Genomic DNA, 14,302 nt, shown 5'->3' on the forward strand with positions numbered 1-14,302 from the left:
GTCCAGAGAGGCGGGGAAGGAGGTCAGAATGTCTGTACGCACTGTGTTGCAGCATGCTGATATCACTCGAGCGTTGACTCGGATTTCCCATGAAATCCTTGAGTCCAATCGCGGTTCCGACGGCCTCGTCATTCTCGGTATTCCTACGCGCGGCGTAACTCTCGCTCACCGGATCTCGACGATCATCGAATCGGTTGATTCTGCGGTCATTCCCGCGGGAGCTCTCGATGTCACGATGTACCGTGACGATTTGGCGCAGAATCCCACGCGGGCAACAGGGCCGACGGAGATCCCCAGCGGCGGTATCGACGGTAAGACCGTTGTTCTTGTCGATGACGTGCTCTATTCCGGCCGCACGATCCGGGCTGCGCTTGATGCGCTCGGTGATCTTGGCCGTCCGCGAGCAGTGCGATTGGCTGTGCTCGTAGACCGTGGTCACCGTGAGTTTCCGATTCGGGCCGACTTTGTGGGAAAGAATCTCCCCAGCTCGATGGAAGAACGCATCAACGTGCGTCTCGAAGAGATCGATGGAGCTGACGAGGTGACGATCGGATGAGGCACCTACTAACAACGCAGGGCTTACCCCGCGACGAAGCAATTGCCATTCTCGACGTTGCCGAAGACATGGCCGCTGTCGGAGAACGGGAAGTCAAGAAGCTCCCGACTCTTCGGGGTAAAACGGTCATCAACCTTTTCTTTGAAGACTCCACTCGAACGCGCATTTCCTTTGAGGCTGCGGCAAAGCGACTGAGCGCCGACGTCATCAACTTCGCGGCTAAAGGTTCAAGCGTCTCCAAGGGCGAGAATCTGAAAGACACTGCTCAGACTCTTGCCGCGATGGGCGCCGATGCTGTCGTCGTGCGCCACTGGGCATCCGGTGCCCCTAAAACGCTTGCCGACTCTGGGTGGATTGATGCCGGAATCGTCAATGCCGGTGACGGTACGCACGAGCATCCGACTCAGGCACTGCTTGATGCGTTTACGATTCGTCGCCGTCTTCATGGCAGCGCTGCTCGGGGTAAGGGCTTGGACGGCGTCACCGTGACGATTGTTGGCGACATTGTTCACTCGAGAGTCGCGCGCTCAAACGTCTGGTTGCTGACGACGCTCGGGGCCCACGTCACGCTCGTCGCCCCCGCAACTCTTTTGCCTGTCAACCTCAGTGGTTGGCCGGTCAAGGTCACTTACGATCTGGACCACGCGATCGCACAGGGCCCCGAGGTGATCATGATGCTTCGGGTGCAGGCTGAACGGATGGCCGCTGCGTTCTTCCCCAATGCTCGTGAATATTCGCGCCAGTGGGGGCTCAACGATGAACGGCTGCATGCGCTGCCAGCAAGTAGCATGGTTATGCACCCTGGGCCGATGAACCGCGGCCTTGAGATTTCGGCAGCAGCCGCAGATTCACCGCAGTCGACAGTTCTCGAACAGGTGGCGAACGGCGTCTCGGTTCGAATGTCGGTGCTCTATCACTTGCTGTCCGGAGCTGTGGAGCGGTGAGCGCGGGTGTCAGTCCTGCCGCCCATGTTTGCTTATTAATCCAGAGAAGAGGACTCTCGTGAGTATCAGAATCGTCAACGCCACCTTGCCGAGTGGCGAACGGACAGACTTTACGATCGATCGCGGAGTATTCACTGACGCGACCTCCGCAGATCGCACAATCGATGCTGCGGGCTTGCAGGCTCTTCCTGGTTTGGTTGATCTCCACACCCACTTGCGTGAGCCCGGCTTTGAGCAGAGCGAGACTGTTCTCTCTGGCACGCGCGCCGCAGCGATGGGCGGATTCACCGCAGTTTTCGCCATGGCTAACACCATGCCGGTACAGGACACCGCCGGTGTTGTCGAGCAGGTGCAATCGCTCGGCAACGATCACGGCTACGCCACGGTGCGTCCGATCGGTGCGGTAACCGAGGGACTTGAGGGCACCAAACTTTCGGAGATCGGCGCAATGGCGAACTCTCGCGCGGGCGTGCGAGTGTTTTCGGACGATGGTAAGTGCGTCCACAACGCGTTACTGATGCGGCGTGCGCTCGAGTACGTCAAGACGTTCGACGGGGTTGTTGCTCAGCACGCTCAGGAGCCAACTCTCACCGTGGATGCGCAGATGAATGAGGGTGCGGTTTCTAGCGAACTCGGACTTGCCGGCTGGCCTGCCGTCGCCGAAGAGTCGATCATCGCGCGTGATGTTTTGCTCGCCCAACATGTGGGGGCCCGACTTCACATCTGTCACCTCTCTACAGCAGGATCTGTCGACGTGATCCGCTGGGCAAAGGCCCGCGGCATCGCCGTGACGGCGGAGGTTACGCCGCACCACTTGCTCTTGACCGACGAGCTAGTTCGCGGCTACGACGCACGCTTCAAGGTGAACCCGCCCTTGCGTCGGGATGAGGACGTTCACGCACTACGCGCCGCCCTCGCTGACGGGACGATCGATATCGTCGCGACAGATCACGCTCCTCACCCCGCCGAGGCGAAAGAGTGCTCGTGGGCCGAAGCAGCCTTCGGAATGGTTGGTCTCGAATCGGCTCTCAACGTTGTACAGCAAGCGGTCGTCGACACTGGGCAGCTCAACTGGACCGATGTTTCGCGAGTTCTCTCTCAGAAGCCTGCAGAAATTGGCCGTCTTGATGGCTACGCGACTCCGTTCGCCATGGGATCCGCGGCGAACCTTGTGCTGATCGACCCGAGCGCGCGATCGATCTTTTCTACCGCATCGCTTCGTGGCAAAGGGACGAACTCTCCCTACTTGGGGCGTGAGCTTCCCGGTCGCGTCATGACCACCATCCACAACGGTTACGAAACCGTGCGGGATGGCGAAGTTGTGGAGGCGGCTGAGGTCGCTCTCCATGCCCGGCTCGCAGCGACGGAGGCCAACAATGTCTAAAGACGTCTCAACCCTGATCGTGATCGCCTTTGTCGTGCTGCTTCTGGGGCTGATGGTTGCCGGCTGGTATGCACGAAAGCGACGTCAATCCCATATCGGCGTACCGCAACAACCGCCAGCCGATCTTCCTAGCGGACACCCCAGCTTCAGCGGGAAGTATGTGTCGACGACGCTCGGAGGAGATCAACTCAACCGTGTCGCTGTCCACAGCCTCGGGTTCCGCGGCAACTGTGCCATTGAAGCGCACCCCACAGGCGTCGCGGTCTTCCGCACCGGCGAACGCGACCTGTGGATCCCGCGCAGCGACGTGCGAGCATTTTCGCGAGCATCTTTGACCATCGATCGTGTAGTTGAGAACAACGGACTGCAGGTGATCGAGTGGACCCTCGATGGCACTGCAGTCGATAGCTATTTCCGAATGGACGACCCCGAGGCGTGCGAAAGTGCCCTCGATAGTGTCGTCGGCAATGAAAGGCAGTCCCAGTGACTTTTGAACCTGCAGTGCTCGTCCTCGAAGACGGCACCCGCTACCTCGGTCAGGCCTACGGTGCCCGTGGTCAGAGGATCGGCGAGGTCGTCTTCGCGACCGGCATGACCGGCTACCAAGAAACGATCACCGATCCCAGCTATGCGGGACAAATCGTCGTCATGACAGCCCCTCATATCGGCAACACCGGGGTGAACGATGAAGATCCCGAGTCGTCACGAATCTGGGTATCGGGCTTTGTGGTGCGCGATGCTAGCCGCGTTGTCTCGAACTACCGTGCAGACGGCTCTTTGGATGACGAACTCACGGAGCAGAGCATCGTGGGCATCAGCGGCGTCGACACGCGTGCCATCACCCGTCGACTACGCGACTCTGGCTCGATGCGTGGGGGCATCTTCTCCGGCGTCGAGGCCACACTCAGCGATGATGAGCAACTTGCCGCGGTAACGGCCGCGGCACAGATGAGCGGGCAGAGCTTGTCCTCTGAAGTGTCAACTGCCGACGCGTATGTTGTCGCAGCGGTGGGGGAGAGCATTGGCCGTTTGGCCGTTCTCGACCTCGGCGTCAAGACCTCAACGCTCAACTATCTGGCCGATCGTGGATTCGATGTACACGTGCTTCCTCAGACCATCACGTTTGACGAATTGCTGGCCATCGAACCGGTCGCCGTCTTCTATTCGAACGGTCCAGGCGACCCGTCGGCATCCGATGCCCACGTCGCCCTCCTCACCGAGGTGCTCAAGAAAGGCTTGCCGTTCTTCGGAATCTGTTTCGGCAACCAGCTTCTCGGTCGCGCCCTCGGCTACGGAACCTACAAGCTGCCGTTCGGCCACCGCGGGATCAACCAGCCAGTGATTGATGTGCAGACGCAGCGCACCGAAATCACCGCCCATAACCACGGCTTTGCCGTAGACGCTCCCATCGGGGAGATTAGCCAGTCGCCAGCAGGTTTCGGTCGCGTCGAAGTTAGTCACGTCAACCTCAACGACAACGTGGTTGAAGGCCTTCGTGCCCTCGACATCCCCGCGTTCTCCGTGCAGTACCACCCCGAGGCGGCCTCAGGCCCCCACGATGCCAATTATCTTTTCGACAGGTTCCGCGACCTTGTTCTCGAGAACGCAAAGGACAGCAAGTAATGCCCAAGAGACAAGACATTTCCTCGGTACTGGTCATCGGTTCCGGCCCGATTGTTATCGGTCAGGCCGCGGAGTTTGACTACTCCGGAACACAAGCCTGCCGCGTGCTGCGCGAAGAGGGCATTCGTGTGATCCTCGTGAACTCGAACCCGGCCACGATCATGACCGACCCTGACTTCGCCGATGCCACGTACATCGAGCCCATCACGTGGGAAGTTATTGAGTCGATCATCGCTAAGGAGCGCCCGGATGCGCTGCTGCCGACACTGGGTGGGCAGACCGCGCTCAACGCGGCGATCGAACTTGATGCTCACGGCATCCTCGAGAAGTACAACGTTGAGCTAATCGGCGCAAACCTTGAAGCGATTAACCGCGGTGAAGACCGCCAGATCTTCAAGCAGCTCGTGATCGACTGTGGCGCAGAGGTTGCAAAGTCATACATCGCGCACACCGTCACTGAGGCGGTTGAGTTTGCCGAAGACCTCGGATATCCCCTCGTGATTCGCCCCTCGTTCACGATGGGCGGGCTCGGTTCTGGATTCGCATACACCCGCGAAGAACTCGTGCGCATGGTTACCGATGGATTGCACCAGAGTCCTACCACCGAGGTGCTGCTCGAGGAGAGCATCCTGGGCTGGAAAGAGTATGAGCTTGAGCTCATGCGTGACACGTCAGACAACACTGTCGTAGTGTGTTCGATCGAAAATGTTGATCCGGTGGGAGTCCACACCGGCGACTCGATCACGGTGGCTCCCGCCCTCACGCTCACCGACCGCGAGTACCAAAACCTCCGCAACATCGGAATCGACATCATCCGCGCTGTTGGCGTCGACACCGGTGGCTGCAACGTTCAGTTCGCAATCGATCCCGCCACTGGTCGAGTGATCGTCATTGAGATGAACCCGCGAGTTTCGCGATCGAGCGCCCTGGCTTCAAAAGCGACAGGTTTTCCGATTGCCAAGATCGCGGCCAAGCTGGCGATCGGCTACCGTCTCGACGAGATCCCGAACGACATTACGAAGGTTACGCCGGCAAGCTTCGAGCCGACGCTCGACTACGTCGTGGTCAAGGTTCCGCGATTCGCCTTCGAGAAGTTCCCCGCTGCCGACACACGTCTCACGACCACCATGAAGTCAGTCGGTGAAGCTATGGCCATCGGTCGTAACTACTCGACGGCGCTCCAGAAAGCCTTGCGATCGCTAGAAAAGCGTGACTCGAGCTTCCACTGGAATGGTGAAGTGGGAAATAAGGCAGAACTACTGGCGCTGTCGGCCATCGCCACTGATGGTCGGATCATCACGGTGCAGCAGGCGATGCGAGCAGGGGCCACGACCGAAGAAGTTTTTGAGGCAACCAAGATTGACCCGTGGTTCGTCGATCAGATCGCACTCATCAACGAAGTGGCCGCCGACATTGCGGCTGCTGACGAACTGACAGTCGCACTGCTCACTCACGCGAAAAACCACGGTTTCAGCGACGTGCAAATAGCCGATCTCCGCGGCGCTACCGAAGCTGAAATTCGTGACCTGCGCTGGGGACTCGACGTGCGTCCCGTATTCAAGACGGTCGATACGTGTGCGGGGGAGTTTCCGGCGCTGACCCCGTACCACTACTCAAGCTACGATTCTGAGACCGAAGTTGCCCCGAGCGATAAGACGAAGGTCATCATTCTCGGTTCAGGTCCCAACCGAATCGGCCAGGGCATTGAGTTTGACTACTCCTGTGTTCACGCCTCGTTCGCGCTCTCAGATGCCGGTTATGAGACCATCATGATCAACTGCAACCCTGAGACCGTCTCAACCGACTACGACACGAGCGATCGGCTTTACTTCGAGCCCCTCACCCTCGAAGACGTGCTTGAGATCATCCACGCCGAAAGCAAGAGTGGTGAACTCCTGGGAGTGATTGTGCAGCTCGGTGGGCAGACCGCGCTCGGGCTCGCTCAGGGGCTGAAAGATGCGGGCATCCCGATCCTCGGAACAACGCCCGAAGCGATCGACCTCGCCGAAGAACGCGGACTGTTCTCGGCCATTCTCGACAACGCCGGATTGCTCGCGCCAAAGAACGGCACCGCAACCAACCAGTCCGAAGCGATCGCTATCGCCGAGAACATCGGGTACCCGGTGCTCGTGCGTCCGTCGCACGTGCTGGGTGGCCGCGGGATGGAAATCATTTACGACACCGACGCTCTCGCCGACTACTTTGAGCGGGTGCGCGACGTCGTCATCATTTCTGAGACTTCGCCGCTGCTCGTCGACCGTTTCCTGGACGATGCGATCGAGATTGACATCGACGCCATTTATGACGGCACCGAGCTCTACGTTGGCGGAATTATGGAGCACATCGAAGAAGCCGGTATTCACTCCGGAGACTCGGCCTGCACCCTTCCGTCGGTGACGCTCGGGCGGGATGTGCTCAAGCGCGTGCGGGAAGCAACGCTCGCAATCGCTGAAGGCGTGGGAGTGCGCGGCCTGCTGAACGTGCAGTTCGCTATTGGCCAGGGCATCCTCTATGTTCTCGAAGCCAACCCGCGTGCCAGCCGAACAGTTCCGTTCGTCTCGAAGGCGCTGGGCATTCCGCTCGCGAAGGCTGCCGCTCTTGTGATGGCCGGGTCGAGCATCCGCCAGCTCGTCGATAGTGGATTGCTGCCCGCGCTCGACGGCTCGCAAGTGCCATCGACGTCGCCGGTTTCTGTCAAAGAAGCTGTCTTGCCTTTCCGACGCTTCCGCACCGTTGAGGGCCAGGTCGTTGACTCAGTTCTCGGCCCGGAGATGCGCTCAACCGGTGAAGTCATGGGGATCGACTCAAACTTCCCGAAGGCGTTCGCCAAGAGCCAAGAAGCGGCCTACGGTGGCTTGCCCGACAGCGGCTCGGTCTTCGTCTCGGTCGCGGACCGCGATAAGCGTGCCGTCATCCTTCCGGTCCTCCGTCTCAGCCAGCTTGGCTTTACCATTCTGGCCACGGAAGGTACCGCAGAGATCTTGGCACGCAACGGCATCGAAGCCCAGGTCGTGCGCAAGTACTTCATGGGGCAGGAAGTCGATGTCGCAGAGCCGTCAATTGTGGAGATGATCAACGACGGCAAGGTGGATGTGGTGATCAACACTCCGAGTGGCCGCAGTGCGCGTGCTGACGGGTACGAAATTCGAACAGCAACTGTCGCTGCCGATAAACCGATCTTCACGACAATCGCACAACTAGCGGCAGCGGTTGCCTCGTTCGAGGCGATTCGAGACGGCTTCGATGTGCGCTCGCTTCAGGATTACGCCCTCGACCGTGCTGCTGAGCTTGAGAAGGTAGCCAACAATGCCTAGTTTCTCCTCTCGCTTAGCTCAAACCTTCGAGGAATTCGGGGGAGTCTGCATGGGCATTGACCCTCATCCATTCCTGCTCGAAAGCTGGGGGCTGTCGAACGATGCCCACGGGGTTCGCGAGTTCGCGCTGCGTGCGGTGGATGCCGCAGCAGGCAACGTAGGAATGATCAAACCCCAGGTTGCCTTCTTCGAGCGCTTCGGTTCTGCGGGCTATGCGGTTCTCGAGGAGTCTTTCGCGCTGGCACGCTCCGCCGGACTGCTTGTCATCGCCGATGTGAAGCGCGGCGATCTGTCATCGTCCGTCGATGCTTATGGGCAGGCATGGCTCACGCCAGGTTCGCCATTAGAGGCAGACGCCATGACGGCGGTCGCGTATCAGGGCGTTTCAGAGCTCGCCGGACCGTTCGATCTCGCACGCTCGGCGGGTAAGGGAATATTCGTCTTGGCGGCAACGTCGAACGCGTCGGCCCACACCATCCAGTCTGCTCGGATCACCGAGGGTGAGCACGAGGGTGCAACTGTTGCCGCCAGTGTCGTTCGCGACGTTGCGGCGCTCAATACAGAGAGCGGTCTTGGCTCGTTTGGTGTTGTTATCGGCGCAACGGTTGACCTTGCCGACTACGGCATTCGCAATGGTGAACTTGTTGATCTCCCCATTCTGGCTCCGGGGTTCGGAGCGCAGGGCGCCCAAGTAGAGCAAGCACGTGAACTGTACGGTGATGCCGTCGCCAACACGATTGTGACCGTCTCACGCAGCGTCCTTCAAGAAGGTGCGAGCCAAATTCCTGCCGAACTTCGGTCGCTTCGGTCACAGCTCCGAGAGCAGGTTCGCTAATGGGACCTCGCCCCGAGCCACCTGCCGTTGATCGTGCGGCCGCCTCTCGTGCGGCAATTGTGGCGCGACGCGCCCGAGCTGCCGTAAAACGTGAAGTCGCTGAGCGCGCTCGAACGGCGTTGAGCGTCGCCCGCACGGCATGGTCTCAACCGGATAGCGCAGAGGCACGACTTTTGGTTCGTGAACTGCTGATGAGCGTGCCATCACTTGGTCCAACGCGGGTCGAAGCCGTCATGGAAGAACTTGCCATCGCGGAACGTAAACGCGTCGGCGGCCTCGGCCCGAAGCAGCGGGTACGACTCACCGCTTATCTGGCTTCACGTCAGGGAGCAGAGCCGACTCGTCTCGTGGTGCTGGCTGGTCCAACTGCTGTCGGCAAAGGCACGGTGTCGAGCTACATCCGGGAAAATCACGCCGATGTTCTGCTGAGTGTTTCAGCGACTACGCGCAAGCCGAGACCTGGCGAAATCGACGGTGTCCACTACTACTTCGTCAGTGATGAGCAGTTCGATGCGATGATCGCGGACAATGAACTCTTGGAGTGGGCGGTTGTTCACAACTCCTATCGTTATGGCACGCCGCGCCCGCCGATCGATGCTGCTCTTGCCGAAGGAAAGCGCGTTCTGCTTGAGATTGATTTGCAGGGCGCCCGCTCCGTTCGTGCGGTGATGCCTGAAGCCCTTCTGGTCTTCCTCTTGCCCCCCACGTGGGAAGAATTGGTGCGTCGATTAATCGGTCGTGGTACGGAAGATGCCGCAGAACAGGCGCGCCGATTAGACACCGCAAAGGTCGAATTGGCGGCTCAAGAAGAGTTTGATGTGAAAGTTGTGAACACAGAAGTAAGCCAAGCGGCTCAAGAAGTCGTAGAATTGATGGATGCGCCCGCTGGCGCGACCACTTCCGACTCCAAGGAGCACTCCAATGGCTGACAAGAACTCGGGCATCATTGATCCCCCCATCGACGAATTGCTGTCGAAGGTCGACTCGAAGTACCAGCTCGTAATCTTCGCGTCCAAGCGGGCTCGCCAGATCAACGACTACTACGCAGACCTCCACGAGGGAAGCTTGTTCGATAACGTCGGACCCCTCGTTGACTCGACAATCGAAGACAAGCCCCTGTCGGTTGCTCTCCGCGAGATCAACGAAGACAAGCTCGAACTCAAGCGACTCAGCGGCGAATAGAACCTACTTCGATGACCGCGCTCAACGTAGTCGTCGGGATTTCTGGCGGAATCGCTGCCTATAAGGCAGTCTCCGTAATACGTGAGCTTGTGCTCGCCGGGCATGACGTTCATGTCGTGGCAACAAGCAACGCACTCAAGTTTGTTGGACTCCCCACTCTTGAGGCGATTAGCCGCAACCCCGTCCACACTGACCTTTATGAAGGTGTGGACGAGGTTCGTCACGTTTCTGTCGGCCAGGCGGCCGACGTGATCGTTGTTGCTCCGGCAACGGCTAATACGATCGCCAAGATTGCGACCGGCCAGGCAAGCGACTTCCTCGGCAACACGATCCTTGCCAGCACAGCGCCGGTTGTACTCGCCCCGGCGATGCACACCGAAATGTGGCAAAACCCGGCGACTGTCGCCAACGTCGAGACACTGCGTTCACGCGGCATCCGCTTCGTTGGTCCGGAATCCGGGCAATTGACTGGCTCAGACAGCGGTTTAGGTCGGATGTCGGAGCCGAGCGACATTGTCGCTGCGGTCCTCGATGTAGCGGTCGCCTCGCGCGACCTCGCCGGTCGGTCAGTTCTCGTCACTGCGGGAGGCACGCGGGAGCCTCTTGACCCTGTGCGGTTCATCGGCAATCGTTCGAGCGGAAAACAGGGCGTTGCTCTCGCTACTGCGGCTGCCGCTCGCGGTGCCTCGGTGACCCTAATCGGCGCAAACCTTGAGGTCGCACCGCCTGCAGGGGTTCGATTTATTGAGGTGGGCACGACTTTAGAACTTCAGTCGATTGTTAACGCGGAGGCGGTGACCGCTGATCTGATCGTGATGGCTGCCGCGGTGGCCGATTATCGTCCAGCAGAGACCGCGCAGTCGAAGATTAAGAAGCGCAGTGACTCGAGCACGCTCGAGTTGCGGCTCGAAGAGAATCCGGACATTTTGCGGGGAGTCGTTGCTGCACGTTCCGGTGATCAGGTCATTGTCGGTTTTGCCGCGGAGACGGAACCAGACGATGCAGCGCTTCTTGAGCTCGGCCGAGCAAAGGTTACCCGCAAAGGGTGCGATTACCTTGTGGTGAACCGGGTCGGGTGGACTGAGGGTTTCGCCTCAGACCGTAACACTGTCATCGTCATCAACACGGCCGGAGATAGAGTGGGTGAGGCAAGCGGAAGCAAATTGTCGGTGGCCCACCGCATTCTTGATCTCGTGTTCGCCGCCCGCTGACACCCATTCATCACTACCGGAGACGGCTTATGACTTCGCCCCTGCGCACCTTCACCTCGGAGTCCGTTACCGAGGGACATCCAGACAAGATCTGTGATCAGATTAGCGACAGCATTCTTGATGCGCTGCTCAGGGACGACCCGAACGCTCGCGTCGCGGTTGAGACTTTGGTGACGACCGGTCTCGTTCATGTCGCTGGCGAGGTCACAACATCCGCGTACGCCGATATTCCTGCCATTGTGCGCGACCGTATCTCAGACATCGGCTACAACTCTTCGGCTGTCGGGTTCGACGGTCGTTCCTGCGGTGTGTCAATTTCTATCGGTGCTCAGTCGCCCGACATCGCCCAGGGTGTTGACCGTGCTCTGGAAACCCGCGAAGGCAATTCCCAAGATTCTCTCGATCTGCTTGGTGCCGGTGACCAGGGTGTCATGTTCGGCTATGCGACCACCGAAACCCCGCAGCTGATGCCCGCTCCCGTGTGGTTTGCGCATCGAATGGCGGAACGCTTGGCTCAGGTGCGCAAAGACGGGCTTGTCGATTACCTTCGGCCAGACGGCAAGACTCAAGTGACGATCGGCTACGAAGGCTCAGTTCCCCGCAGCATCGAGACTGTCGTTCTCTCGACTCAGCACTCGCCCCACATTTCGACCGCTCAGTTGCGTGAGGAGATCGAAGAACTCGTCGTTCGGCCAATTGCCGAAAGCTCCGGTCTCGACCTTGATCGGATGAAAGCGATCGTGAACCCGAGTGGCCGTTTTGAGATCGGCGGGCCGCAGGGCGACGCTGGTGTCACCGGCCGCAAGGTGATTGTCGATACCTACGGGGGAGCGTCTCGTCACGGCGGCGGAGCTTTCAGCGGCAAAGACCCTTCTAAAGTGGACCGCTCTGCAACGTACGCGATGCGGTGGGTCGCAAAGAATGCTGTCGCGGCTGGGCTGGCAGATCGTCTCGAAATTCAGATCGCCTATGCCATTGGCCGCGCTGCACCTGTGAGTCTCTTCGTCGAAACTTTTGGAACCGGGCATGTGTCTGACGAAGCAATTCTTGGCGCAATTCACGAGGTGTTCGACCTGCGTCCTGGCGCCATCATCCGCGATCTCGATTTGTTGCGACCTATTTACGCGAAGACGGCCACCTACGGCCACTTCGGTCGCGAGCTCCCCGAGTTCACGTGGGAGCGTCTCGACCGCGTCGAGGCTCTTCGCAGGGCTGCCGGGCTCTAGAGATGACCGAAGCATCCATCGCACGGGTGCTCATTGACTCTCCGCTGCCACAGCTCGACAGGCTTTTCGACTACGCAATCCCTGAGAAGCTTCGCGAAGAGGCTCATGTGGGTGTTCGGGTCAAGGCACCGCTGAAATCTCTCGGACGATTGGTCGAGGGATGGATTGTTGAACTCACCGACACGGTGGGATACACAGGCAAACTCAGTGAACTCGATACGGTCATTTCTCCGTTTCCGGTGTTAGCCCCCGAAGTCTGGAAGCTCGCGCGCGCCGCAGCGGATCGGGCGGCAGGCAACGCCTCCGATGTTTTACGCCTAGGAATCCCTAAGCGCCATGCTCGAGCGGAGAAAACGCTCGCGGCTCCTTCCGCTGTTGGCTATGATCACTCCGGCCCCATCCTGCCCGTCAGCTACTTTGATGAGGGCTCTATCACCACGCTTTTGTCGGCAAACAAACGCGCGGCGCTGTCGGCCCCCACCGGAGTTGTTGAAGTCTCACCAGGGCGGTGGGTTGGACGTTGGGCCGTCACGATGGCTGAACTCGCAGCTCAGTCGCTCGCACGCGGCGCGACCGCTATTCTTGCCACGCCCGACTTTCGCGATCAGGAGCAGCTCGAGGCCGCAGTCGCTGCCCTTCTCCCCGAAGATCGAATTCTTCGCCTCGATGCCCGTCAAAGTGTGCAACGTCGGTACGGCAACTTTTTGAGAACACATGACGGCAGCCCCTTTGTGATCATTGGCAATAGATCTGCCGTGTATGCCCCGGCAACGCGCTTGGGGCTGATTGTGGTGTGGGACGACGGCGACTCGCTCTACAGCGAGAACCTTTCGCCGTACATCCACACCAGAGACGCAGCACTACTTCGTCAAGAACAGCAGAAGTGCGCCTTAGTTTTCCTCAGCCATTCCCGCAGCACTGAAGTGCAACGCCTCGTCGAAGTTGGATGGCTCGGCTCGATGAGCCCGGGGGGAATTAGACCGCCAAAGGTCATACCGTCTGCCAACCAGGTCAGTCAGGATCGCTTGGCGGCGATCGCCCGGATCCCGTCAGCAGCGTGGAAAGCAGCACGCGCTGGGCTCGATGAGGGCCCCGTGCTGGTTCAAGTTGCGCGGCCAGGTTACGCGCCACGGCTAGCCTGCGCTGATTGCGCCCACACTGCGCGCTGTACGACCTGTGCCGGACCGCTCGCGCAGCGTTCGGCATCCGCAACTCCGAGTTGTGTCTGGTGTGGAGCGCTAGCGGTGAAGTGGCGTTGTCGCGAGTGCGACGGAACACGGTTGCGCATGGTCGGATCGGGTAGCGCGCGCACTGCCGACGAATTGGGCCGTGCCTTTCCCGGCTACCGCGTCATCGTTGCCGATGGTGACCATCAAGTCACGACGGTGTCGTCGGAGCCATCACTCGTTATTGCGACCCGTGGCGCTGAACCGGTCGCCGAGGGTGGCTACCGAGCGGTGTTGCTTCTCGACGGCGCCGGAATGTTGGCTCGAGAGAGCTTGCGTGTGTCAGAAGATTGCCTTCGCTGGTGGTCGAATGCGATCGCCTTGGGCGCCGATGGCGCGCCAGCAGTGATCGTGGGAGTGGGAGGTTCTCTCGCCACCGCTCTTGTCACGTGGCGCCAGGAGGACTTCGCGAGTTCTGAGCTGGTCGACCGCCGCGAGTTGCGCTTTCCTCCGGCAATCAGGGTCGCGACCCTCACCGGTAAGGTCGGCCTCGTGACGGATGCTATCCAGCAATTGCCTATTGATCCGCTCGATGTCTTGGGGCCGGTTGATCTCGCAGACGGCCTCGTGCGCACGATCATCCGCTTCGACTATAAAAACGGCGCTGCCGTTGCCGAACAGCTGAAAGCCCTCGTGGTTACCGCGACGACAGTGTCGAGAAGCAGCCGCAAACCGGGGGCGCCGCGTGCTAGTCAACCACCACCAGGATTGCGCGTTCATCTCGACGATCTTGAGCCCTTTGTTGACCTCTAGGCACACGGTGCGAACTCTTCCGCAATTTCGCGAGACAATTGGCGGATG

At 59.7% G+C, this 14,302-nt stretch carries 12 protein-coding genes; all 12 read left to right on the forward strand.

The genetic code is table 11. From position 1 onward, the window contains the following. Window positions 1–28: 28 nt before the first annotated feature. Genes pyrR through FFT87_RS09300 form a run of 12 tightly spaced genes read left to right on the forward strand, consistent with a single transcriptional unit; the run spans window position 29 to window position 14,254 of the window. Window positions 29–556, forward strand: a complete 528-nt coding sequence (gene pyrR, locus FFT87_RS09245; RefSeq protein WP_219948455.1) for a bifunctional pyr operon transcriptional regulator/uracil phosphoribosyltransferase PyrR — start codon at window positions 29–31, stop codon at window positions 554–556. Next, entirely contained in the window at window positions 553–1,500 is a 948-nt protein-coding gene (locus tag FFT87_RS09250) for an aspartate carbamoyltransferase catalytic subunit (protein ID WP_219948456.1), read from the forward strand. The genes pyrR and FFT87_RS09250 overlap by 4 nt, the downstream gene beginning before the upstream one ends. 58 nt (window positions 1,501–1,558) lie before the next feature. Then, window positions 1,559–2,884 (forward strand): dihydroorotase, encoded by a 1,326-nt coding sequence (locus FFT87_RS09255; RefSeq protein ID WP_219948457.1) that lies wholly within the window; start codon window positions 1,559–1,561, stop codon window positions 2,882–2,884. After that, the gene (locus tag FFT87_RS09260) at window positions 2,877–3,371 is read left to right on the forward strand and encodes a hypothetical protein (protein WP_219948458.1); all 495 of its coding nucleotides are present in this window, start codon (window positions 2,877–2,879) and stop codon (window positions 3,369–3,371) included. Before FFT87_RS09255 ends, FFT87_RS09260 begins: the two co-directional genes overlap by 8 nt. Continuing rightward, window positions 3,368–4,507 carry a glutamine-hydrolyzing carbamoyl-phosphate synthase small subunit gene (gene carA / locus FFT87_RS09265; RefSeq protein WP_219948459.1) on the forward strand — a complete coding sequence of 380 codons (1,140 nt, stop codon included), beginning with the start codon at window positions 3,368–3,370 and terminating at the stop codon, window positions 4,505–4,507. Before FFT87_RS09260 ends, carA begins: the two co-directional genes overlap by 4 nt. Beyond that, window positions 4,507–7,821 (forward strand): carbamoyl-phosphate synthase large subunit, encoded by a 3,315-nt coding sequence (gene carB, locus FFT87_RS09270; RefSeq protein WP_219948460.1) that lies wholly within the window; start codon window positions 4,507–4,509, stop codon window positions 7,819–7,821. Before carA ends, carB begins: the two co-directional genes overlap by 1 nt. Next, on the forward strand, window positions 7,814–8,656 hold the full coding sequence (gene pyrF / locus FFT87_RS09275) for an orotidine-5'-phosphate decarboxylase (protein ID WP_219948461.1): 843 nt from the start codon (window positions 7,814–7,816) through the stop codon (window positions 8,654–8,656). The genes carB and pyrF overlap by 8 nt, the downstream gene beginning before the upstream one ends. Next, a complete protein-coding gene (gene gmk, locus FFT87_RS09280) occupies window positions 8,656–9,585 on the forward strand; it encodes a guanylate kinase (protein ID WP_219948462.1) in 930 nt (309 codons plus the stop codon). The genes pyrF and gmk overlap by 1 nt, the downstream gene beginning before the upstream one ends. Further along, complete coding sequence (gene rpoZ / locus FFT87_RS09285; protein WP_219948463.1) at window positions 9,578–9,838, forward strand: DNA-directed RNA polymerase subunit omega; 261 nt, start codon at window positions 9,578–9,580, stop codon at window positions 9,836–9,838. Before gmk ends, rpoZ begins: the two co-directional genes overlap by 8 nt. Window positions 9,839–9,849: 11 nt before the next feature. Beyond that, window positions 9,850–11,049 carry a bifunctional phosphopantothenoylcysteine decarboxylase/phosphopantothenate--cysteine ligase CoaBC gene (gene coaBC / locus FFT87_RS09290; protein WP_219948464.1) on the forward strand — a complete coding sequence of 400 codons (1,200 nt, stop codon included), beginning with the start codon at window positions 9,850–9,852 and terminating at the stop codon, window positions 11,047–11,049. 29 nt (window positions 11,050–11,078) lie between these two features. Continuing rightward, the gene (gene metK / locus FFT87_RS09295; protein WP_219948465.1) at window positions 11,079–12,275 is read left to right on the forward strand and encodes a methionine adenosyltransferase; all 1,197 of its coding nucleotides are present in this window, start codon (window positions 11,079–11,081) and stop codon (window positions 12,273–12,275) included. Between the two features lie 2 nt (window positions 12,276–12,277). Beyond that, window positions 12,278–14,254: a primosomal protein N' gene (locus FFT87_RS09300; RefSeq protein WP_219948466.1), complete on the forward strand. Its 1,977-nt coding sequence runs from the start codon at window positions 12,278–12,280 to the stop codon at window positions 14,252–14,254. The last annotated feature ends 48 nt before the right edge of the window (window positions 14,255–14,302 follow it).

This window comes from Salinibacterium sp. M195, from assembly GCF_019443965.1.
GTDB lineage: Bacteria > Actinomycetota > Actinomycetes > Actinomycetales > Microbacteriaceae > Rhodoglobus.